Below are 24262 nucleotides of genomic sequence, written 5' to 3' on the forward strand. Positions count from 1 at the left end.
TAAGCAAGCTTCCCAAACTCAATAACAAAGCCGTCCACTCCCCTAGGGAAATGGACGGCTGCTTCTCATCATCGCTCTTCGTAATTGGTCAAACTTTATTTATCCAACAGCCCGCGATGCATGGCCTTCCACACAAGCTGCGAGAACAGACTGTTCGACCAAGCGAACCATGGACGTGTAAATACATTCGGATCATCCGCGAGGAAGCCCTCATGCATGAAGCCTGTATCCGCATCTGTTGCTTCCAGCATATTAATCATAGCGAGCATTTCTTCATCGCTTGCTGCCGTTAATCCTTGCATGGACAACGCCATGTGCCATACATAGCCGTCTGGCGTATGTGGGCTGCCGATTCCTTTGGCAACCTTGCCTTCGAAGTAGTACGGATTTTCTTTGCTCAAAATAAATTTGCGCGTATTTTCATAAATAGGATCACTTGCGTCTGCATATCCAATATAAGGGATGGACAGCAAGCTTGGCGTCCCTGCATCATCCAAGAGGCAATAGTTGCCGAAGCCATCTGTTTCATACACATAAATCTTGCCGTATGTCGGATGGTTGTGAACCCCGTACAATTGGATGCCGTGATTGATTTCCTCTTCCAGCTTCGCCATTTCGCTAACGAACTCTTCGTCACGGAAGCCGTATTTCGCAATTTCCTGCATTTGACGCAAGCTGACCACCGCGAACATATTGGAAGGAATGCTGTAGTGGAAGTCGCATGCATCATCACTTGGACGGAATCCGGACCAAGTCATTCCTGTGTAATTTACAGGCATTCCCTTGCCGTCGTTGCGGATCGTATCAATCGCTGGACAGTTCACACGTGTGAAGCGGTATTGCGATTGCTCGAAGTGATGCTGTTCTGTCTTCCACACGTCCACAATTTTGCGCATAGCGGACTTGAAGTTCGTATCGAAAATATCGGTACGTCCTGTCTCTTTCCAATACATATATGCGAGGCGAATCGAGAAGCACATCGAATCCAGCTCATACTTGCGTTCCCATACCCATGGGGACATCTCAGTCTGGTCATTCGCATCCCAGTGCCAGTCATTCGCAGTCTCGTTGAACGCGTTTGCATACGGGTCAATATTAATATAGAACATGTGACGCTTGATCAAACCACCGATAATGCGCTGCAAATCCTTGTCATTCTTCGCGAAAGGAACGTAATGAATCACCTGTTCCACCGAGTCGCGCAGCCACATAGCGGGAATATCCCCGGTCAAGACGAATGTTGTCCCGTCATCCAGCAATTTAGTCGTTGTTTCCAACGTGTTCGGGAAGCAGTTCTTGAACAGCTTCAACAACTTAGGACGATGCGCCAGCTTCTGTTCCGCTTCTTCCATAACGCGGACGACTGCTTTTGGCAAGTCAAATGCAGGTACATCGATTTTAGGCAAACGAAATTGTTCCATGTTATTATCCTCCACCTGTTCTCCACATGATGTAATTATTCTCTCTTGTCACACTTCGGCAGGCCCGTTGTGGGCTTGTCCCCCGTGGCTCCTTACAGTGTACATGCAAACGCTTCATCTTGCTATACAGATCGAGAAACTTTATCATGTTGCACAAAAATGTTCCACATCAAGATAGCAAATGAGTTCCCATTTCATACTCACAAAGGATTGACATTCCTCTTTATTTCAGGTGAACTGGTAGATAGGCATCTCTTATGCAGCTTCTCACGCAGCTGCATAAGAGGTGCTCCGTAACGAGGAGGGGAACAATGCCCAACGTATGGACGCATTTACTATTCGGCCAAGAGGCGCTTGACGACGCTGGCATCGCCCATTGGATATCGCCCGACTCCCAGAAACGCATGTTCAATATGGGGTGCCAGGGGCCTGATTTTCTTTTCTATCATCAATTTCTGCCATGGCAGCGCAATAAAGTAATGAACGAGCTTGGAAGCGCCATGCACAATAAGCAATGCGGTCCATTTCTGCTCGACTTGATCGATTCCGCGCCCAAGGGAGATATGCTATCTCGCGTATACGCCCTCGGATTTCTGCTGCATCATATCCTTGATCGGAACATGCATCCTTATGTATTTGTACGTTCAGGATTCCGCAAATGGGATCATCAGCGGTTCGAGGTGTTGATGGATACCCACGTGCTGCGCGCCAAGCGCAATATCGCCACATGGAATACACCGGTATGGAAAGAAATCGATACGGGCGGACAGTTCCCGAAAGCAATGGTCAGTGCACTGCATGCCTTAACGGGCCGATACTACCCTGAGCTGTCCAACCGAGTGGATACACGCTATTGGAACGACGCCAATCAAGCTATGGTGCGCGCACAGAAGCTATTCCATGACCCGTCCGGGATAAAGCAGCTTCTGACATGTAAACAAATTGAACCGTTTGTTTACAAGCGGACACCACCAGCCTATGATGTGTTGAATGAAGCACGAAGACCATGGCCAGATCCGACGGGCACAGGAGAAATTCGATCCGCGAGTATATGGGATATGTGGGAAGAAGCCCGTGAAGATGCGGCGCGTGCTGTATCGGCTGCCGCCGCCTACTGGAACATCAAGGAGGAAGCGAATCAAGATCCGCGTACAGTTGCTAACGCGTATGAGACTCTTCGAGCAGCAATTGGCAACCGATCTTATGAGACTGGTCTTCCTCTGGAGCAGGATCGACCCATCATCATCGAAGACCCAATTTGGGATGCGTAAATAACAAGGCTCTCTGAAGCAGAACAGCGATGTCCTCTGCCTCAGAGAGCCTTTTCCATTCGTTATCGTGATTGCGTAACATTCGCGACAATGACAAGATCCCGCTTGAAGCGCTTGCGAAATGCCGTGCGAACCGCATAGGCTTCCGATACTTCAAGCAGTGGCGGTGTCGAGGCGCGCACGTGAAATACGACTTCCTGCTCTTCAATATCACAGGCCACCAATTCTACATCTGAGGCTGCTCCGCGATTGAAGCTTATCGCAAGCCGCAGCAATAGGCTAAGTGTACGCACACCTTCTTTGTCTCCGGGAAGGAATAGCGCCTCATATTCACTCCATGCTTCGCCTGCCTTCAGCTTCTGATCAGCTGAGGCGATGAACGCACTGAGCACGAGCTCGCGAGGAGTCAGACCATATAAATCTGAATGGAGCAGCATATATAGCGCATGCCGTTCTCGTTCAAGCGGAGAAATGACGACTCCACAATCATGCAGCATCGCGCTCGTGTGCATGATCTGCGACCAGTCCCCTCCCAGTTCCATTAGTGCTCCCATATCTTCCACCAGTCGATTGAATAGGATATGGACTCGCTTGGCATGATCTCGCTGCAACCGAAACCGCCGCATCATATTCGAGATGGACAAAGACAGAGGATCATCGATCATCAGCCCTTCCCCCTGAAGCAAATCGAATAGAACACCTTCCCGAACACCCTTGGCGCTTACCGTCAATATAGGCATATCCAATCGTTCCATCACATACGTAATGAACGTAAAGGCTCCCATAAAAATGTCCGCCCGATCCTTGGATAACCCTTGAATCTTCTCTCTTTCCTCCAGCGACAACGGTCTCAGCTTCTCATGCCACTGTTCAACGTGTTCCCGGCTCAGCACGTAATGATGGAGCGAAGCAAGTGGAACCTTAGCCTGAGCCTTATCCATCTTCGCAATTGTCCGTATCGTTCCGCCCACACCAATAAGCGGATATCCCTCTGCTTGCTGCAGCCACTCAATCTGCCCCAGAAGCTTCCCCATATCGGCAGCAAGCCGCAGCCCCTCCTCTACTTCAAGCGCCTCTCTGACATGATATTGGCCTGCCAGCGTTAACGCTCCAATCGGAATGCTGATGCTCTCCTTCAAGGTCCGATCCTGAATGAGCACCATCTCCAAGGAGCCGCCTCCGATGTCGACCAGCAGCGCATCCTTGACATTCATGGTCGATACGACTGCCAGATAGTCCAAATAAGCCTCCGACTCTCCGCTAATTACTCGCACAGACAATTGTGTTGCACCTAGAATGCGGCTTAGGATTAATGCCCGGTTCGTCGCTTTGCGCAGTGCAGCCGTGGCAACCGCGATGATCTCACATGACTCATAACGGCTGCACAACTGCTTAAATAATAGGAGCGTTGAAATTAATTTATCAATTTTATATTCCGGAATCGCTCCATCTTCATCGTACTCATCACCAAGACGAACGACTTCCTTCCATTGGTCTACAATTTGAAATGTCAGATCCTCGCGAATTTCCGCAATCATAAGACGTACCGAATTGGAACCGATATCTACAATGCCCTGATGGCGATTCTGAGTCGGAACCTTGGTTTCTAACGGCTTCTTAGGTCGCATCATATGGCATACTCTCCTTCCTTACTCATCGCAATACGTTGTGTGCACAGCATCCATCATCCACCTACGTCCGCGAAGAACGGCCTGCTGAGCTTATCATTGCTTACATTCCAAAAAAAAGAGTGACATCTCTTGAAATACTTGCAATATCTTTTCATTTTGCCATGCCCTGTATGAAAACTCCATCCGAAAGCGCGTAACATAATGTTAATCTTTTGTAAATCTATGACCTGTACCTGTCAAATCCATTACTCTAGCAGTAGACAGCAATGCCCAGTCTATTGGAAGCAGTATTCACACCATAAGCTGTGTTCATTCCTGCCCGTAAATCGCGAGCGATATAGGTGTGAAGGCATACATGCCGTCTATTTCATTCACTTGTAACGAAAGACAGGGGATATTATGGACAAACCGCTTATTGCCGCAGGCATCGACATTGGTTCGAATGCAATTAAAATGCTTATTGCCGAGCTTGCCGGACCAGGGCAGCTTCGCATTCTTGAGGATGTTAAGCTTACATCCCCGATCGGCGACGATACCTTCACCCATGGTCAGATCCATTCTAAAGCCACGTTCGAAGTATGCCGCGCGATGAAGCAAATGTCGCAGCTCATGAAAGATTACAAAGTGAAAACGTATCGCGCCTGTGCGACGAGCGGGGTTAGAGAGGCAAGCAATCGCGGGTACTTTCTAGATAACCTTCGCCGTTACACGGACATGGACATCGAGCTGGTTGATAGCTCTGTCGAACGATATTTGACCTATGTCGGACTGAATATCGGCGTTGAACAAATGCCGCAGCTGCGTGAGGAAGGATTGCTGGTCGTCGAAATTGGCAGCGCCGGTGTCCAGCTAAGCGTATATGCATCTGGAAGATTGCAATTTTCCGAATATGTTCGCATCGGTATCTTGAAGCTGAAGGAAGTGCTTGAGTCCTTGCGGGGCGAGTCGCTGCATTATTCCAGCGTTCTTCAGCAATATATTGAAAGTCAACTGGACATGCTGCGTCGCCGTATGTCTTCCTATACCATCAATCATCTAATTGTCCTCGGCGGAGAAGCCTCCACCTTGGCGAACAAATATGGAGAGCGAGGGACAAGCTCAGTCGGTAGCTTGCCACTGCGATCCATCGCAAGAACAACGCTCCAGCGCCATTTGTTCGAATGGATGCAAGCAGGCACTGCAGAGCTATCGCACAAATTCCATATTGATGAAGAACGCGCCTCTCAGCTCATCCCAACAGCTATTATTATGTCAGAGCTGCTCAAAGCAACGGCAGCAGAGCGACTGCTTCTGCCGGATGTCTCCTTACGGCACGGCGTCCTTCACGAGATGTCACTCTCAGCACATGATCAGTCAGCTTCGCTGCAAGCGTTGTATATCGAAGATATGACGGCGTCCGCCTTCCATGCTGCCGAACGCGTTCAGCTTGATACGGAGCACTCCAGACAGGTTCGAAGACTCGCAAGCAAGCTCTTTGATCGCTTGAACAGCTTATTTCGCATGGACCCATCTCACAAATTATGCTTGGAGCTGGCTGCTATCTTGCATGATATCGGCAAGACCATATCCCAGGAGGGCCATGCCGCCAATTCATACCATATGATTAAAGCGATGGACTGGCTAGGTCTGTCTGAGAAGGACAAGGAGCTTGTCGCAAGTATGGCACTATACCATCCGCGCAGTGCTCAAGTGCCTCTGAGACCGGATATGAGTGAACAGGAGCAGTTGGTACTATCCAAGCTCACCTCTATCCTCAAGCTAGCCGATGCGCTCGATATTGCCCACCAACAGAAAGTTAAAGATTTCACCATCCATATTAAAAAAGGCACTTACATTACGATGATTCCTACCTATGAGGGCAGCTTGGAGCTGGAACGGTGGGCCTTCCAACATGAAAGCTCATTCTTCGAGCAAGTGAGCGGGTATCCTGTCCTACTAAAAGGATAGCATCCCTCTCATCTCCCCAATGACCATGTCATGCTGAGCTACAATCGTTCATTGTGCAAAAAAGGAGAGGTTTCATGATGGCTCGAACATTTATTAACCGCGAATGGAGCCTATTGGCTTTTCATCGAAGAGTTCTTGAAGAAGCGTATGACAAAACGAACCCGTTGTTAGAAAGACTGAAGTTCCTAGCCATAAGCAGCTCCAATATGGACGAATTGTTCATGGTGCGTGCTGCGTCCGTCATTGATCAAATGATTGCAGGCTACGACAAACGCGACCGATCAGGCTGCACACCGCATGATACGCTCGAAGGCATCAAGTCTGGTGCTGCCGCAATGGTCGAGAAGCAAGCCTACATATACGGTCAGCTTCGAAGGAAGCTGCGCCAGCACAACATTGTAATCAAGCGGCCGCATCGATTGTCGATGAATGAGAAGCACTATCTTCGCAGCTACTTTATGGAGCAGTTGTTCCCTGTGCTCACTCCGATGGTCGTGGATCAAAGCCGGCCGTTCCCGCTCATCCAGAACAAGAGCTTGAATATTGGATTGATCGTCCGCAATACGGACGAGGAGGAAGATGTGTTCGCGACAGTAGCAGTGCCTGAAGTATTGCCTAGACTCGTAAGGCTACCGACAGGCACGGACAAGCAGGAGTTCATCCTGCTCGAAGACGTCATCAAGCTGCATATGGACATCTTGTTCCATGGCTATGACATTGTCGATATGAAGGCTTACCGCATAACGCGCAATGCGGATCTGGACATAGATGAGGAAGGCGCAGAGGATCTGCTCAAGGAGATTGAGGAATCGCTCAAAATGCGGAAATGGGGGAATGTGGTTCGGATTGAGGCGGAGGAAGGCATTAGTCATGAACTGCTTCAAATGATCACACAGGATGGAGAAGACGAGCCGCTCGGCGGCGTATACGAAATCGCCGGCCCTATCGACTATACATTCCTGTTCAAGCTGATCCAGCTCGTTCAGAAGCCAGGGCTTCTCTATCCAAACCATCAGCCGCATCAGCCCCTTCAGGACGGGGAGGATGTATTCACCTGGATTCGCCATCAAGATCGTCTGCTGCATCATCCCTTCGACAGCTTCGATACTGTCGTTCAGCTTGTAAGAGCAGCCGCACAGGATCAAGACGTATTGGCCATTAAGCAAACGCTGTATCGGGTATCTGGCAATTCTCCGATCATTGAAGCTTTAATCGCAGCTGCAGAGAATAAAAAACAGATTACGGTACTCGTGGAGCTGAAGGCCCGCTTCGATGAGGAGAACAATATTCACTGGGCGAAGCGGTTGGAGCAAGCCGGCTGCCATGTTATCTATGGATTGATAGGATTGAAGACCCACTTGAAAACACTGCTCATCGTTCGACGCGAAGAGGACGGTATCCGCAGATACGTTCATCTGGGTACAGGCAATTATAATGATGTGACAGCCAAGCTGTACACGGATATGGGGCTGCTGACCGTCAATCCCCAGATTGGCAGCGACGCCTCAGTGCTGTTCAATATGCTCTCTGGCTTCACCGTGCCATCCAGCTTAAATCAATTATGCGTTGCTCCTTTGTTTTTGCGCCATAAGCTGGAGCAATATATCGAATATGAGATTGAGGCTGCGCGGAAAGGCCGCAAAGCGCACATCATTCTCAAAATGAATGCGCTGGTGGATGAAAAGCTCATTTCACTGCTGTATAAAGCTTCGAAAGCCAGCGTACGCATTGAGCTCATCGTACGAGGCGTATGCTGCCTCCGCCCAGGTGTGCCGAATATGAGTGAGAATATAACGGTACGAAGCATAGTTGGGCGATTTCTGGAGCATACCCGCATCTTCTACTTCGAGCATGGCGGCAAGAACAAGGTACTGCTGAGCAGTGCGGACTGGATGCCGCGCAACCTCGATCGCCGTGTCGAGGCCATGTTCCCAATTGAGCATTCGGAGCTGAAGCAGCAGATTATTCAAATCCTTCATTGCTATTTGGCAGATCAAGCGAAAAGTCGATTCCTGCAGCCTGACGGCACGTACCGCAAGAAAGCCGCAAAAGGCATGCAGAAAATGCACGCGCAGGAACAACTGCTGAAGCGAGCTGGGGATCGAGCTGAGAAATCAATGAGCCCGGCCACCCTTCCCTTCCAGCCGCGAACACATTCAACAGACGAGCAGGCAATGAATGAAGTAGCCGCAACGTCACAATTCTAGAAAAAAGGGCTATTTGTATTGGAGAGCATCCCACGAGCTTATGTCGGGCGCTCTCCTTTTTTATCGAATGAGCATGCAATTCTATCGAGTTAGGCTGGAGCAGCAATCGGAACATACAATTTGACTTCGCAGTAATGTTCGTTAGCTACTGAGACGTCAATCGATTCGAAGAAGAAGGAATCCGCTCGGACATACCCCGAGTTCGGCAGCCACTCCTCATTGATGTATGACCAGATCATGCTCAAATGTTGATAGGTGAGCTGGTTGGGATGGATGTCTCCAATATATTGAAACACAGCATACTTATGCGTCTCCACCCGTTCACCGCTCATTCCGACTGGAACTTGAGTGGCTGCGGATACCTCAACCGAAGGAAGATAAGAGTTCGAGTCGGCGTCTCCCTCCACCCATCTTGTCAATCCAATGTACGTATCCGGATGCAGCGCATTCGGAATCTTATCCTTCACATGGTAGAAAAATTCATTGCCGGTTCTGTTCGCAGTATGCTCATGCCAATTCGTCTCCGGAGAAAAATAGTGACGGCTGCCAACTAAATGGAAGGCCGGCTTCAACACGAATCCTGTCTCGAAAACGATGCCATTGTCCAACTGGATAAATTCGGCGATGTTGATTTTTTCAGTAAGATTAACAGTAAAGCACCCTTTTCTGAACTTAGACGGCGTCATCCCATATTCACTTACAAAAGCCCGTATATAAGACTGTTCGTATTCGAAACCATATTCCTGGGCGATATGTAGAATAGGATAGGTGCTATGCAGCAGCATATCCAGACTAGAGGCCAGCCTTCTCGCCCTTACATAATCCATCAACGGACGGCGTGCAACAGCACTCATCGCCCGATGCAAATGGTATTTCGATATATAGCAAGCATCCGCAATCTCATCCAATGTTATTTTTCTGGACAGATTGCTCTCTATGAATTCCGTCGCTTTATAGATACTACTCACCAGGTTATCCATGGATCATTCTCTTTCTGCAATTTATCGTTTCATCCCCTGTTAAACCTAGACGTAGATTGACTCCCCTAAATTGAGCAAGATTCGTTCATTTCCTTACACGGCTATCTCTTAGAATGTAATAAAATATTGGTAATGGGGTGACATTCATGAACGTGCAGGAACTGGCCAAGTATTATAAGATTGGGAACTTCCCCCCACATCTCGAACAGTATCTCCCTACAGCCTTACGCTCACAACTTCAAGAAATGAACACTGAAGAAATCGAAAGCTTATTAAATCAAATCATGCGAAGTCCAATTGACCTGTCTCGCCAATGGAGTCATGAATTAGTCGAATTTTATTACTCTGCAGCTTGGTACCATTTACTTGTTGAGCTGGGTATCCAATCCCATGCATCCCTATACGAAATAGCTGCAGGTGATACGGTATGTATTCCAAGAGCACTGCACGCATTCTCCAGCGGTGCAACCTATGTGACAGCAAATCTGAATAAAGAGTTATCTCAACAGTTCAAGCACAAAACGGCTGACTTGGACATCCAAGTCAAAATTATTGAAGATAACGGGAACAATTTATTGCAGTATTATGAGCCTCATTCTTTCGAAGTCATTTCTTTCCATCATGCGATAAATGATATTATACAAACGATAATTGCAGATATCGAGGGTATCGATACCGTCAACAATAATTGGTGGGATATCGAGCCTCAATTACTTCAAGCTGTGATGAGCTATCACAATCGAGGAGAACTTCGAAAGGCAGCCTTTGAGCCATTCATCAACATTATCGATACCTGCATGAGGCTGTTGAAAAAAGGGGGCTATCTCATTTTTGACAACTGCACCTATGCTGGATATGAGCAAATGGGGTATTCTTCAGAGTTCCACAGTGCATATATTCAATTGGTCAGAGAGTGGATTGCTGAGTCGAACTTGGGACTGAAAGAGGTTGAGTTGGAATCGTATGACAAGCAATGGTGGATGATTATGACAACGTAAGCACAACTCCTTCTATTGGATGTGCTGCTCACGAACACAACAGCCCTATGCCGGCGCGAGATCGGCGTAGGGCTGTTGCTCATAGAAAAACTAATTATGTAATGCTAGGAAGCTTATTTCAGAAAACACACATCCGAAATATTAATGCACAGGTATCCCCTTGCCCCCAGAAGCATCTGTATTCCAAGTATCCTCCTCCATCGCTGCTTCCTTGCGTCCTTTCTCAATATCTACAAATGCAAGCAAAATAATACCGATAATGAAGAAGACCAGGATAGACAAGATTGCCAGGCGTGTAGAACCGGTCATTAAGCCTACCATGCCAAAGACGGCCGGACCGATGGAAGCAGACACCTTGCTCGATAAACTGAGGAACCCGAAAAATTCAGATGCGCGGCTAATCGGCACCATCTGACTGTAGACAGAACGCGCCACTGCCTGACTTCCCCCTTGCACCATGCCAACAAGGAAGGCCAGGATGTAGAAATGGAGCGCTGTTGTCATAAAATAACCAAAGAACACGATGACGATATACGTACTGAGTGATACGTACAAGGAACGCTTAGAACCTAACCTGCGGGCGAACTTCGCAAACAAGTAGGTGAACGGGATTCCGACGAATTGGGTAATAAGCAGCGCAATAATGAGATGGCTCGTCTGAATGCCCATCCCAGCACCATATATCGCCGCCATTCCGATAATCGTGGAGATGCCGTCATTGAAAAACCAGAAGGACACCATATACTTCAATAGCTCAGGGTAATGCTTCACCCGCTTAATCGTTTGAGCTAGCCGGCCGAAGCCTTGCTTCGTGTAATAAGACACTGATTTCCGATCTGTACGGGCAGGATCCTGCAAGTGGCGGAATATTGGCAATGAGAAGAGCAGCCACCATATTCCTACGGACAAAAATACGGTCTGCGTGGCAACGAGCTTATTCGGAAACCCTAGCATCTCCCATTTCTCAAGCATGACAATGTTTACCGCCAGCAGCACACCGCCACCGATGTATCCGTACATGTACCCTTTGGCAGATATTTCGTCCCGCTCATCTGGTGCTGCAATCTCGGGCAAAAGAGAGTCATAAAACGTATTGCCTCCAGAAAAGCCTATCGTCGCCAAAATAAACAGTACTGACACATACAGCCAATCTCCATTTCCCGCGAAGAACAGAAGCATACAAGCCACCGAGCCGCAAATCGCAAAGACGCGCAAAAATGCCATCTTGCGGCGTGATAGATCAGCCATTGCTCCCAATATCGGAGACAACAGTGCGACAAGGATCATGCCGATCGTCTGTGTAAAAGCCCAATAGCTCGTCGCCTCATGATTCGGAAGTCCTGAAGCAGCCACAGACTGATAAAAGATAGGGAGAACTGCCGCCAACATTGTTGTCGCAAAAGCGGAATTCGCCCAATCATACATCATCCAACTGCGAACCTGTTTCGAACGCATTGTTTTCCCCCTAAGCTATAACGTAACGTTGTTGAGAACGTCTTCATTTCATTGTGCGGCATGGCCTGCGCGGCGGTCAACTATTTCAATTATTAAGTTTTCATATAAGCTGCCGCATTGGTAAACATTGCTCATCGGCATAGCTTCCTTAACTAATCTAATGTATAATGAGAAAAACATTTTATTAGTACAACAAAAGCGATAAATTGTATTGAAGCTCCGTTCTCACACCCTATTTCGGATTTTACATATTCACCACCATGTACACATCTCACACCATATTTTAGTCCTATGTCAAAATAGGCAAGAAAGGGGGAAACAGTCATGAATTTAAGCCAGTTGGAAACACTAATTACCATTTCCAAGACGATGAGCTTCCGCAAGGCAGGCGAATTGCTTAACCTGACTCAACCTGCCGTGTCTGCTCAGATCAAAAGCTTGGAGGATGAGTTCAAAACGGTGCTTATTGACCGCAACCAACCTGTCACCCTGACAGACAGCGGCAAAGTATTTTTGGAGCATGCAACGCGCATCTTAGATATCGTCGACGAAGTTAAACAGAAGCTGAGTGATTTGAACCAAATTCCGCAAGGGCATATTGTTCTAGGTACAACGACTTCGATTGCTATTCAAATCCTGCCGCGGATTCTTTCCTATTTTCAGGATCAATTCCCACTCATTAAGACGACCATTATGTCCATGTCATCCTCACAGATCATGGCCCATATCGAGAATGGCACCGTTGATATTGGCATCGGATATTTGAACGAACCGAATCCGAATCTGAATACGTCTGTGCTCTACTACGATTCGTTCGAACTCGTCGTCTGTCCAGACCATCCGCTGGCCAAGCATGAGCATGCAACGGTTGATATGCTGAAGGAAGTTCCGCTCATTCTATTGTCGCCTGATACTGTAGGCCGCAGGTTCGCCGAAGAAACCTTCCGCCAATACAATATCACTCCTCATATCGTTATGGAGTTATCCAGCAGTGAGGAAGTGAAGCGGATGGCCGAGTTGAATCTTGGAGCGGGTATCATTTCCAAGCTATCAGTCAGCAGCGAACTGCGCCGCGGCACGTTGAAGATCGTTCAAATTCATGAACTCGAAACCGCTCATCCTGTTGGGGTTATGTATCGCTCAGGCCGTTACTTGAATTCTGCCATGCAGCAATTCTTAAATGATTTGAAGGGCATGCCTGAAACCCAGTTCATCGGCTCCGAGTAACGATACCGCTCACTTCGTAGATATGACACTACCATTCAATGAACAGGAGGGGAAGCTATGAAATTCGATTTGCACACTCATCATTTTCGCTGCGGTCACGCAGATGGCAACATCCGTGAGTATATTGAGGCAGGGATCGCCCATGGACTTCAAGTTATTGGTATATCCGATCACACGCCCTATTTCGGCCAGGATGAAGATCATCCGCACCCGAATATTACGATGGCCAAAAGTGATTTTCACAACTATGTAGACGAGGTGCTGCGCCTCAAAAAGGAATACGAAGGCCGCATCGACGTGCTGCTGGGCATCGAGTCAGATTATTTCCCTGAACATGCGGAGACCTATCGCAAGACGCTTGCAAAATATCCGTTCGACTACATTATTGGCTCCGTTCACAGCACAAATGGCGTCAGCATTTTCAATAAAAACAGATGGAAGAAGCTAAACGCCGAGCAGCAAATTGCTGAAAAACGGACCTATTATGAGATGATTCGTGATTCTGCTCGCACAGGCATGTTTCAAATTTTAGGCCATATTGACGCCATGAAGGGCAATTACCCCCCGTTCTCGGACATTCAAGCCCCTGACATTATCGACGACACCTTGAAGGTCATTGCAGAATGCGGCGTTGCCATCGAAATCAATACATCTGGGAAAACAAAGCTGAGCGGCGGCTGGTATCCAGCGGACGCCATCTTGGAACGTGCCCTTCATTTCGGAGTCGAAGTTAGCTTCGGCTCGGATGCACATAAGCCTTCCCGCGTCGGCGAGGACTGGGAGGAAGTCCGCTCCCGGCTGAAGGACATCGGATTTACGTACTGGGTGTACTATAAAGAGAAGCAGAAACAGGGCGTACCCATTGATTAACTTGTCAGGAGGCACGACCATAGTTCGATTATTATAGTTATATATCACGCGCTAAAGATGCTTCTGGGGCATAAGGAACTTCATCGGGATACGAAGTTCATGCAGTGCTCTGGCTGCATCTTTCTTTTATGATACGGAGTTAAGGACAAAAAAAAGGGATCTGTATCTCACAGATCCGTCTCAAGGGATATATATTCATCAAAAGGGGGTCTTGTTATTAATATACCCTCTGTACATTAACCAACGTTAACAGGAATATTACCATTGTGTAACAAATCATTAAGCCTGTGTTAAACCGCCCTCTGAACTCCCTTACGAGCAGACTTCTCTGCAGAAGATCGATTCACCACAATGATCCCTGCAACAACAAAGCCAAGTGCTGCCAATGTCCCACCATTCCAAGATTCATTCAACAGCCATGCGGATAATAGTACTCCAAACAACGGAATGAGGAAGAGGAACATCGATACTTTCCCTACCTGATTATATTTCATAATCAAATTCCACAAGCTGAATCCCGCTGCCGACAAGAAGGCCAGATAGAGGAGCAGCAGCAAGGATGAGGCATCCCATTGAAAGGGAGCGAAACCAGCACGCCATGCGCCTACCAGAATAAGCCCAATTCCCCCTAGGGCCATCTGGCGTCCAGTCAGCCACAATACCGGCAAATCACGCGACTCATGGCGCGCCAGCACATTCCCTATCGCACCGAACAATGCCGATAATATCAGGCACACATCACCAATGCCAAATGACATACCTGCGCCGCCTGTATTACTGAAGGTTACAATAATAACGCCCGCGAACCCCAAGCCTAATCCGAGTATCTTGCCGAATGTGAAGCTTTCACTGCGATCAACCATCCGTGCAATGACCATTTGGAAGAAGGAGGTTGCGCCAGTAATAATCGCGCCTTTCATTCCGGTACTTAAACTTAGGCCTATATAGAAGAAAATATACTGCAAAAAAGTCTGTATGACTGCAAGACGTGTGACTCGCCAGCCAACACGCCGAGACTGACCGTAATGAACCCCATCAGCTCGCGTTCCACGATTCATGCAAGCAGTCAATAGAATGAGCATAAGTCCAGCCAAAGCAAATCGATATCCTGCAAATACCCATTGTTCATAAGCCGCGTCCGAGCCAATCTTGAGTGCTTCATACCCAAGCTTAATCGCCGGCATCGCGCTTCCCCACAACAATGTAGCAATGATCGCACTTACGGTCATGCCTACAGGGTGAGTGAACCATTTCTGCGCTGTCACTGATGTATCCACCTTTCGTGCGGCTTCCGCCGCCTCTTGTCCATAATGCTGCGAGTAGATCATGCTCTGATCCGCTACGCTCACATTAAGTTCTAGTTGAATGTGCAACAATAATGCCGCCCTAATTAGGGCGGCATCGTCATTGACCTATTCTATCCTAGCATGAATGTACGCTGACAACAATCATTTCCAGTAATTATTCTTCGTTCTGTTGCAGCCCGCGATATACCCCGGTACGCAGCTCTCGCACGTACGGCTTCACTCCAGGCATATCACTCATTTCCGCAGCTCGAACAGCCTGCTCAATATCATAGGGAACTCGGTGGAAATGTATAGAGAACTCACTTTGCTGAACTTGCCCAAAATAGCCCTCCAGCATCACATAAGAGGCTTGCGTCATGTCCAGCGGGTTGCCAACACTACCGCAATTCACTAACGTATTCCCTCTAAAATGCTGCAAGAATGCATTATGAATGTCCCCATAAATGACCACGTCTGGTGATTGGCATGGATGGAGCGGTTCCGTCAATGATGCAGTGAAATCGAACATGGCCAGACGCTTTTCCGGTGCATCCCATGGTTGCACACGAGTGAACACACTCTGTGGGGAAGCATGGAACAGGCGAATATGACGCCCACTCATATTGAAGTCATAAGAGAAAGGAAGCCGTTCCAGACGGGCTAACCGCTCTGAACCAAGCCGCTGTGCATGCCAGCGGAATTGCTCGTCATCTTCAATCTGCCGAACAAGCTCATCCCAATTCCCTTTGACGATTACATCGCAATATTCAAACAACATATCAACAACTTCTACGGGGTTTGGCCCTTTCCCCACTAAATCGCCTAGGCAGTATATTTTATCAGCGCCTTGTCGCTGAATATCATTAAGCACGGCTTCTAGCGCCTGTAAATTCCCATGTATATCGGAAATGATAGCTATAGACTGCATGTCGCTTCGTCTCCTCCCTAATATCAGCATTATACACCCTAAGGGGATAAGCCGAATACTACTGATCATCACGAATAGCCATGTGACCCTACTCCTACTAATATATCTTTGCTATGCCTCAAACGGGCTACTTATGCATAAACCTTATCCAATTGATCGCAAGGTAAGCAAGGTCCATTCCGGCGGGCACAGCAAGCGAACGGGCAGAAACGTCGTCCCCAATCCTCTGCTCGTATAAATGTGAAGTGGGCGATCCGGTCTATCTACACGCTCTAGCATGTATAATCCATCTGGGTACCGCTCACCTAAAGTTGGAAGGAACAAGGGTCCCACCAGTGGCACACGAACCTGACCTCCATGACTGTGACCAGACAATTGAAGATCAACTTGATAGTTAAGGGCAACCGTTCCCCAATCCGGTTCATGGGCGAGCAGAATACAACACATCTTACCCGATATCCCTTGCATAGCACGCGTCATATCAGGAATCCCTTCCAATGCGTCGTCGATTCCCGCCAGAGCGAGCACTTCATGATTCCGCCTGAGTATCACATTGTCATTCCGCAGCACGCGGATTCCTGCCGTTTGCAGCGCATTCTCCACAGCTTTTGCGCCTCTTCCCCGATAGTCATGATTGCCAAGCACAGCATAGGAACCATATGGTGCACGCAGTTGGCGCAGGATTGGTACAATCTCGGCTGGAACCACATCCCCATTATCAACGATATCTCCTGTAATGCATATCACATCCGGTTGATTGGCTTGTACATCTTGGACAATGCTCGCAAGCTTCGATTCACTTAGATGATGTCCGTAATGGATATCTGATATATGCGCTATGGTCAGCCCATTGAAGGAAGCCGGCAGTCCGTGAATATCCAGCTCAAGCTTACGCTGCCGAATATTATTAGGCTCAATGAATCTGGCATAGCCCCCAACCGCCATAGGCATTGTTATTACTGCCCCTACCATCATGCGCAGTAAACGCCGTCTTCCCGGATTCGCAACTGAATTCGGATTCGTGTCTCTCGTCATTGGAGATTTTATAGCTATCCCCTACCTTTACCTCTTGCATTCAGTAAACGCCGATTCCTATGTATGACTATCCTGTCTCGTCCTTTTATTATGAATCAGCTCGGTATTCAATGCAAATCCTAGTGAGGGTCGATTTATCCATGTTCCCATTCGTTTGGAGTAAAGAGCCTGTTTGGCTATCAGAGCGTATTGTGTCACATCGCACCATTCCTATTTCGCTTCTTCTATACAACAACTGCCGACCACTATAATAGGGCCGGCAGTCCATTGCCTGTATCGCTCTCCACGAATTGAATGCGCTTCCATTATCCTGGTGAATAATACTCCACATACGGCTGAGCTGCATGCTCAATTAGTGAATCTAAACGCTTACAAAACATTGAAACACTCGTTCTCCAACGCTGAAGCCTTTCCCTCTCCATGATGGAAGGCCCAATTCCGAAATGCTCCTCCATGCATTGTTCCAGCGCCTCTTCCATCATCTTCATGTCCGAGTTGGCAGCACTAAGCTTGACTATGTACGCGGTAAGGCAATCGTATTCATCGTCCGGCGCCCCAAGCGCCCGCAGTCCTAGTGGATCCCACTCGTCCACCAGCAGTTTCACCTTACTGAAGAGGCTGTTCTCGTACCAGCTGTTCGTGTCCTGTATTGGCAAATGGACTATCAACTCGGCACCCCCTAGTCATCTTCACAAGCTTCCAGCGCACATTCAAGTTGTTAACCAATACTATAATCGAAAATTCAGTTTTGGAATACAAATTTTTCTTAAAAATTTTTTGCTTCGTTTTGACTTGTTTCACGCTCATAACGCCATACGTGGATATCCGAATTATCTGGTACAAAAAAGCGCCCCTATTCGGGGCGCTCCTACCTTACTTTATTGCATAAACCAGCGTTTGAACATCAGCTTCGTTGTGTCTTTATTCATCTCAGCAATAGATGTCGTAAGCGGAATTTCCTTCGGACAAGAACGGACACAGTTCTGGGAATTGCCGCACCCTTCAATACCGCCGTCCTCAAGCAATTGTTCCAAGCGCTCGTCCTTATTCATTTCTCCTGTCGGATGCGCATTGAACAGTCGAACCTGCGAGATCGGAGCAGGCCCGATGAAGCTCGTCTTCTCATTTACATTCGGACAGGCTTCCAGGCAGACACCACAGGTCATACACTTCGACAATTCATACGCCCATTGTCGCTTCGTCTCTGCCATACGAGGCCCAGGCCCGAGGTCATACGTACCGTCAATCGGAATCCATGCCTTGACTTTCTTCAACGCATCGAACATACGCTGACGGTTGATCACGAGGTCACGAACAACTGGGAACGTCTTCATTGGAGCAATTCGAATCGGCTGTTCGAGCTTATCGATCAACGCGGAGCAAGCCTGTCTCGGCTTGCCGTTAATGACCATAGAACAAGCTCCGCACACTTCTTCAAGACAGTTCGATTCCCAGCATACCGGAGCAGTTGATTTACCGGCTGCATCCACAGGATTTCGTTGGATTTCCATTAGTGCGCTAATGACGTTCATATTCGGGCGATATGGGATCTCGAATTCTTCCGTGTACGGCTGCGCGTCCGGCGCATCCTGACGTGTCACGATCAACTTGACTTTTTTGGATTGTGCCACAGCTTCCGCCATCGTTATTCCCCTTTCTTCTTGTTCGCCGTATAGTCACGCTTGCGCGGTTTGATAAGCGATACATCCACGTCTTCGTATGAAATTTCAGGTCCCTCTGGGGACCATGACGCAATTGTCGTCTTCAGGAACTGCTCATCATTGCGATCCGGGAAATCAGGCTTGTAATGTGCCCCACGGCTTTCGTTGCGAAGCAGCGCACTCTTCGTCATGGCTTCCGACAGCTCCAGCATATTCCACAACTGACGAGTGAAGGCTACCCCTTGGTTGCTCCAGCGAGCCGTATCCGTCATGTTGATTTTGCTGTAACGCTGCTTCAATTCCTTAATCTTGTTGATTGTATCTTCCAGCTTGTTATTGTAGCGAACGACAGTCATATTGTTGGTCATCCATTCGCCCAGTTCCTTATGGATGACGTACGCATTTTCCGTACCGTCCATCTTGAGCAAGTCCTCATACTGGGACGTTCTCAGCTTTGCTTCACGTTCAAATACGCTTGCCGATACATCCTCTGTCGCTTTGCTCAAGCCACGGACATACTCTACTGCTTTAGGTCCGGACACCATGCCGCCGAAGATCGCTGACAACAGCGAGTTCGCTCCAAGACGGTTCGCTCCGTGGTACTGGTATTCACACTCACCTGCTGCGAACAAGCCCTTGATATTTGTCATCTGGTTGTAGTCGACCCACATGCCGCCCATTGAGTAATGCACCGCAGGGAAGATTTTCATTGGTATCTTGCGCGGGTCGTCACCCATGAATTTTTCATAAATTTCAATAATCCCACCGAGCTTCACGTCCAGCTCCTTCGGATCTTTATGCGACAGATCGAGATAGACCATGTTCTCGCCATTGATGCCCAGCTTCTCATCTACGCACACATGGAAGATTTCGCGAGTCGCAATATCACGCGGAACGAGGTTCCCGTAAGCCGGATATTTCTCTTCAAGGAAGTACCATGGCTTGCCGTCCTTATACGTCCAGATACGACCGCCCTCACCGCGAGCCGATTCAGACATAAGACGGAGCTTGTCATCTCCCGGGATGGCTGTCGGGTGAATTTGAATGAATTCCCCATTCGCATAACGAACGCCTTGTTGATACACTGCGCTGGCCGCAGTCCCGGTATTAATGACCGAGTTCGTTGTTTTGCCGAAGACAATCCCTGGTCCGCCTGTCGCCAAAATAACAGCATCCGCAGCGAAGTGCGTAATGTTCATGCTGCGCAAGTCCTGCGCTGTAATGCCTCGGCATACGCCTTCATCATCCACGATGACAGAGAGGAATTCCCAGTGCTCATACTTCGTTACAAGTCCCTCTGCTTCCCAGCGTCGCACTTGCTCATCAAGCGCATACAGCAGCTGCTGGCCCGTTGTAGCTCCAGCAAAAGCTGTGCGGTGATATTGCGTCCCGCCGAAGCGGCGGAAGTCAAGCAAGCCCTCTGGCGTACGGCTGAACATAACCCCCATACGGTCCATCAAGTGGATGATGCCAGGCGCTGCTTCACACATCGCTTTTACAGGGGGCTGGTTCGCCAGGAAGTCTCCCCCATATACCGTGTCATCGAAGTGCTCCCAAGGGGAATCCCCTTCACCCTTTGTATTTACCGCGCCGTTAATTCCGCCCTGCGCACAGACGGAGTGAGAACGTTTCACAGGAACTAAAGAAAAAAGGTCGACGTGAACGCCTGCTTCCGCTGCTTTGATCGTTGCCATAAGACCAGCAAGTCCTCCGCCAACGACGATAATGTTCTGTTTTGCCATAATGCGTCACCCTCCCTTAACCGATGAATGGAATAATAGATTGAACTGCTTCCGCTGCTTGGAACTCTGCAGAGCGGAATCCGATTAACGACAATGTGAACATGACTGCCATAATAATGAACAAGCCCATGCAGATTTTTGCGGATACATTTTGTGCGCGTGGTCCAACCGTAATGCCCCAGCTTACGAGGAAAGCCCACAATCCGTTCGTAAAATGATAGGATGCAGAAATCGCACCGACCAAATATATGATAAACATAACTGGAGAAGTAATTATGTCATGCATGTATGTGCCTAGCTGCTCATGCGTAATATTGCCAGTCGCAATTTGAACACGCGTTTCGTACACATGCCATGTGACAAATACGAATGTAATGACCCCTGTTATCCGCTGCATCAAGAAAGCTACGTTGCGGCCGTAATTATAATTGCCTACGTTGTTCTTGGATGTGTACGCAATGTACAACCCGTATACGCCGTGATACAGAAGCGGAAGCCAGATGCCGAACAATTCTAGGAAAAATATAAGCGGCAATTCATTCAAAAATTTGACACTGCCCTGAAATGCTTCCTTCCCGCCTTCGAACGCAGCGTAGTTCGTAAGCATGTGCTCGACAATGAAGAATCCGAGCGGAATAATTCCAAGAAGCGAGTGCAGCTTGCGCGAGTAAAAATATCCTCGTTTCATAAGCGTGCCGGTTCCCCTTTCCATTTGTGTCCCAGTAGATTTTGGTAATAAACATCCTCATTTTACCTGTGCATGTCGAAAGCGTCAATAATTTGTCACAACGAAAAACCACTGCCATGACGCAGTTGTTACCGCTTTCGACAACATTCGCGGTTCTTCCTGCAAACCGCTCTTCTGTAGTTATGTGAACAACTTGTGACACTACCATGTTACTCCGAATCCCCTTATAATGGAATTGCAATGTTTTTATATCTTTTATAACTAAAACGCATAAGAAGCCATTCATTTTTACGCTTAGCTCATCATTCATATCGTAGGAGGCTATGAAATATGCTCGATTTGTTAGAATCATTCGCAGCGGTTGTGGAACTGACGAGCTTGAATCAAGCAGCAAAGCGGTTGAATATCTCTCAGCCGGCTCTATCCAGGCAAGTAGCGAAGCTTGAGGAAGAACTGGGTGTAGAGCTGTTTATCCGGAATGGCAAGCGGCTGGAGCTAACTCGCGTTGGCCAGCTCACGTACGAATTTGCAATCGATATTCGCAATCGCCAGCTCGGTTTCTTGAAGTCCATTGCGTCCTTCAAGGCGGAAGGTCAATCGTCCATCACCATTGGGGCCAGCTTAACCACACTGCAGACGACACTGCCGCTGTTCATCTCCTCCTTCGTCGAGAAGCATCCGGACGCAAGGCTCAAGGCTGTGACCGGCAAGACGCATGAAATCATCTCGCTTGTCCGCGAACAATCCATTGATCTTGGCATCGTCGCCGATGCGATTCGTGAGCCTGGACTGATGTGCATTCCATTGTTCGCGGATCATCTTCAGCTGGTGCTGCCACGCCGTCATCCACTTGCCAGCATCCGCAATTGGACGATGTCCCGCTTGGACGGTCTGCCTATGCTTCTCTTCTCTAAGGGAACCTGGTATCGCAAGCTCATCGATGATCTATTCCGCCGATATCGCATCATGCCTGATATTCGCATGGAGATCGATTCCTTCGAAGCGATAGTTCGCTTGCTCACGACCTGTCATGCAGCTGCTTTGCTGCCACGCTCCTATCTTCGGTTGGAATGGCTCAAGGACAACGATCTGATTGCCGTTCCCCTGAAGGAATTGAAGCAAACCGAACGTGTAACTTCCATTGTATATGGGGAGCAAGCACTGCTGAGTCCTGTCGCTACGCAGTTTATTGAGGAAATTATGGAAGCAGCATCATTATCACAGCTAGGGAAATAGTCATGGATAGAAAGGAAAAAGAAGGATTACACTCGTTTGCTGTCGAATAAAGTAAGCTTAGACAAAAAACATTCTCAACTAGGGGAGAATAAGGAGGAATTGGAAACCATGGTTGTATGTAATCGTTGTGGCAAGCCAATCAACGACAATGAATCCCATCAATGCAGTACAGGGTCTGTCCCACCACAGCATGCTAGTTCCGCAGCAGAGGCATCTGCACAGCAAGTATCCGCCACTGCTGAGACAGCGTCTCACAAGACACCAGGCAGCACAGTGCCTGAATGGGCCAAGTCAATTGACAGCAAGAATATCCTTCAACTGCTGAAGAATCCGGCAAGTGCTCGCAATCTTACTGTCTCCGATTGGGTGTATGCGGTCATTGCCGCGTTAGTCTCCGCACTGGGGTTTGCCTTGTTCGGCTACACACTCTTTGGAAGCTTGTTCGCTTCACTAATGAGTCCACTTAGCATATTAGGCGGTTCAAGTTCACTGACCCCGCCATTTAGCTTTTTCATTCAATTGTTTATCTATCAGATTATTGGATTGGCGGCACTCTTTATTAGTATTTGGTTCATTAGCCGCTGGAAGGGCAGCAAGCCGCTTGACTTGAAGACGACATTTGTCCAATTGGCTGCTATGCAAATGCCTTTTGGCTTAGGATTTGTGCTCGCATTCCTTCTCGCGATCATTGGATTCAGTTCTTTATCTGTTGCAGTAGCAGCTTTCACTTGGTTCGTATCCGTTATTCTGGTCACGACCGAAGCAATGGAACAGACTGAAGTAGCACGTCCGAATCGCTTTCTATTCATCACAGCAAGCATGGGTGCCTACTTCTTCCTGACTTATATCGTTTTCAAAATTGTAGTCATGTAGAGCCATTTACATAAGCAATAAGCCTGCAGCTCGCTTCTCTATACAAGCGACAACTGCAGGCTTATTTATGACCTTCTACGGCAAGGAATTCTTTACGATTTTTTATCGTTCCCTTTCAACATAAATGCTTCTTCAAAATCTTCGATTTGCGTATTCGTACCAATCATAACCATAATATCTTTCTCATCAAGCACATCTTCGGCTGATGGTGCAATAATTATGCCTTTCGGCTTATTCAGCGCCACGATGCTGCACCCGAACTTAGCTCTTGGATTCACATCCTTGAGCGCCATTCCTTGCATGCAGCCAGGCACGCTCAGCTCTGCAATGGTATATTCCTTGGACAATTCAATGTAATCCAGCAAGTTCGGTGATACAAGTTGATGAGCTACGCGAATGCCCATATCCCGCTCCGGGTAAATAACCCTATCCACACCAATCCGCTCCAGAACACGTCCATGCAATTCAGAAAGTGCTTTGGCGACAACCTTCTTCACGCCAAGTTCCTTCATCTGAATACTGACCAGAATGCTCGTCTGAATATCGTCACCAATGGCTACGATTGCGCAATCGAAGTTACGTATGCCGAGTGAGCGCAGCACCTCTTCATCTGATGCGTCCGCTACAACTGCATGGGTTACGAAACCCATAACATCCCCAATTACTTCCTCATCTTTATCAATGCCTAGCACCTGATGTCCAAGCTTGACTAGCTCCTTCGCGAGACTCGAACCGAAACGTCCCATCCCGATCACTGCAAACTGCTGCAACTCCATATCCCTGTATACTCCTTCGTCCGTTACAAT

20 protein-coding genes are annotated in these 24262 nt (G+C 48.1%); 8 read left to right on the forward strand and 12 right to left on the reverse strand.

Translation table 11 applies throughout. The annotated features are described in order from the left end of the window. Positions 1-95: 95 nt before the first annotated feature. On the reverse strand, positions 96-1421 hold the full coding sequence (locus BBG47_RS09400; protein ID WP_065291528.1) for a glycoside hydrolase family 125 protein: 1326 nt from the start codon (positions 1419-1421) through the stop codon (positions 96-98). Between the two features lie 311 nt (positions 1422-1732). Between BBG47_RS09400 and BBG47_RS09405 the strand changes: the two genes are divergently transcribed. Next, positions 1733-2692 carry a zinc dependent phospholipase C family protein gene (locus tag BBG47_RS09405; RefSeq protein WP_065291529.1) on the forward strand — a complete coding sequence of 320 codons (960 nt, stop codon included), beginning with the start codon at positions 1733-1735 and terminating at the stop codon, positions 2690-2692. A 62-nt stretch (positions 2693-2754) separates the two neighbouring features. Here BBG47_RS09405 and BBG47_RS09410 read toward each other — a convergent pair whose 3' ends face one another. After that, the gene (locus BBG47_RS09410; RefSeq protein WP_065291530.1) at positions 2755-4323 is read right to left on the reverse strand and encodes a Ppx/GppA phosphatase family protein; all 1569 of its coding nucleotides are present in this window, start codon (positions 4321-4323) and stop codon (positions 2755-2757) included. A 399-nt stretch (positions 4324-4722) separates the two neighbouring features. Between BBG47_RS09410 and BBG47_RS09415 the strand changes: the two genes are divergently transcribed. Together BBG47_RS09415 and BBG47_RS09420 are read left to right on the forward strand one after the other, a co-directional pair. Next, a complete protein-coding gene (locus BBG47_RS09415; RefSeq protein ID WP_065291531.1) occupies positions 4723-6270 on the forward strand; it encodes a Ppx/GppA phosphatase family protein in 1548 nt (515 codons plus the stop codon). A 74-nt stretch (positions 6271-6344) separates the two neighbouring features. Then, on the forward strand, positions 6345-8477 hold the full coding sequence (locus BBG47_RS09420; protein WP_083189189.1) for an RNA degradosome polyphosphate kinase: 2133 nt from the start codon (positions 6345-6347) through the stop codon (positions 8475-8477). An 89-nt stretch (positions 8478-8566) separates the two neighbouring features. Here the strand turns inward: BBG47_RS09420 and BBG47_RS09425 are convergent, their stop codons facing one another. Beyond that, positions 8567-9457 carry an AraC family transcriptional regulator gene (locus tag BBG47_RS09425; protein ID WP_065291533.1) on the reverse strand — a complete coding sequence of 297 codons (891 nt, stop codon included), beginning with the start codon at positions 9455-9457 and terminating at the stop codon, positions 8567-8569. A gap of 146 nt (positions 9458-9603) precedes the next feature. On the opposite strand from BBG47_RS09425, the gene BBG47_RS09430 reads away from it, so the two are divergent. Continuing rightward, the gene (locus BBG47_RS09430; RefSeq protein WP_065291534.1) at positions 9604-10455 is read left to right on the forward strand and encodes a hypothetical protein; all 852 of its coding nucleotides are present in this window, start codon (positions 9604-9606) and stop codon (positions 10453-10455) included. A 141-nt stretch (positions 10456-10596) separates the two neighbouring features. Here the strand turns inward: BBG47_RS09430 and BBG47_RS09435 are convergent, their stop codons facing one another. Next, entirely contained in the window at positions 10597-11910 is a 1314-nt protein-coding gene (locus BBG47_RS09435) for an MFS transporter (protein ID WP_065291535.1), read from the reverse strand. A 324-nt stretch (positions 11911-12234) separates the two neighbouring features. On the opposite strand from BBG47_RS09435, the gene BBG47_RS09440 reads away from it, so the two are divergent. Next, positions 12235-13137: a LysR family transcriptional regulator gene (locus BBG47_RS09440; protein WP_065291536.1), complete on the forward strand. Its 903-nt coding sequence runs from the start codon at positions 12235-12237 to the stop codon at positions 13135-13137. A gap of 57 nt (positions 13138-13194) precedes the next feature. After that, positions 13195-14007, forward strand: a complete 813-nt coding sequence (locus BBG47_RS09445) for a histidinol-phosphatase (protein ID WP_065291537.1) — start codon at positions 13195-13197, stop codon at positions 14005-14007. 290 nt (positions 14008-14297) lie between these two features. Here the strand turns inward: BBG47_RS09445 and BBG47_RS09450 are convergent, their stop codons facing one another. The 7 genes from BBG47_RS09450 to BBG47_RS09480 form a co-directional block, all read right to left on the reverse strand. Next, on the reverse strand, positions 14298-15380 hold the full coding sequence (locus tag BBG47_RS09450) for a DMT family transporter (protein ID WP_251487117.1): 1083 nt from the start codon (positions 15378-15380) through the stop codon (positions 14298-14300). An 88-nt stretch (positions 15381-15468) separates the two neighbouring features. Next, positions 15469-16221, reverse strand: coding sequence for a metallophosphoesterase family protein (locus BBG47_RS09455; RefSeq protein ID WP_065291538.1), 753 nt, complete (start codon positions 16219-16221; stop codon positions 15469-15471). Positions 16222-16365: 144 nt separating this feature from the next. Continuing rightward, on the reverse strand, positions 16366-17256 hold the full coding sequence (locus BBG47_RS09460) for a metallophosphoesterase (RefSeq protein ID WP_021252668.1): 891 nt from the start codon (positions 17254-17256) through the stop codon (positions 16366-16368). A 305-nt stretch (positions 17257-17561) separates the two neighbouring features. Beyond that, positions 17562-17924: a hypothetical protein gene (locus BBG47_RS09465; RefSeq protein ID WP_231586701.1), complete on the reverse strand. Its 363-nt coding sequence runs from the start codon at positions 17922-17924 to the stop codon at positions 17562-17564. A 210-nt stretch (positions 17925-18134) separates the two neighbouring features. Then, positions 18135-18899, reverse strand: coding sequence for a succinate dehydrogenase iron-sulfur subunit (sdhB, locus tag BBG47_RS09470; RefSeq protein ID WP_021252666.1), 765 nt, complete (start codon positions 18897-18899; stop codon positions 18135-18137). Between the two features lie 2 nt (positions 18900-18901). After that, positions 18902-20659, reverse strand: coding sequence for a succinate dehydrogenase flavoprotein subunit (sdhA, locus tag BBG47_RS09475; protein WP_065291539.1), 1758 nt, complete (start codon positions 20657-20659; stop codon positions 18902-18904). Between the two features lie 16 nt (positions 20660-20675). Next, positions 20676-21347 (reverse strand): succinate dehydrogenase cytochrome b558 subunit, encoded by a 672-nt coding sequence (locus tag BBG47_RS09480; protein WP_021252664.1) that lies wholly within the window; start codon positions 21345-21347, stop codon positions 20676-20678. Between the two features lie 330 nt (positions 21348-21677). On the opposite strand from BBG47_RS09480, the gene BBG47_RS09485 reads away from it, so the two are divergent. After that, positions 21678-22583, forward strand: a complete 906-nt coding sequence (locus BBG47_RS09485) for a LysR family transcriptional regulator (protein ID WP_021252663.1) — start codon at positions 21678-21680, stop codon at positions 22581-22583. Positions 22584-22691: 108 nt separating this feature from the next. Then, positions 22692-23456, forward strand: a complete 765-nt coding sequence (locus BBG47_RS09490) for a hypothetical protein (protein ID WP_065291540.1) — start codon at positions 22692-22694, stop codon at positions 23454-23456. Positions 23457-23548: 92 nt separating this feature from the next. Here the strand turns inward: BBG47_RS09490 and BBG47_RS09495 are convergent, their stop codons facing one another. Continuing rightward, positions 23549-24232, reverse strand: a complete 684-nt coding sequence (locus BBG47_RS09495) for a potassium channel family protein (protein WP_021252661.1) — start codon at positions 24230-24232, stop codon at positions 23549-23551. Positions 24233-24262 lie beyond the last annotated feature (30 nt).

This window comes from Paenibacillus sp. KS1 (genome assembly GCF_001680695.1).
GTDB lineage: Bacteria > Bacillota > Bacilli > Paenibacillales > Paenibacillaceae > Paenibacillus_B > Paenibacillus_B suaedae.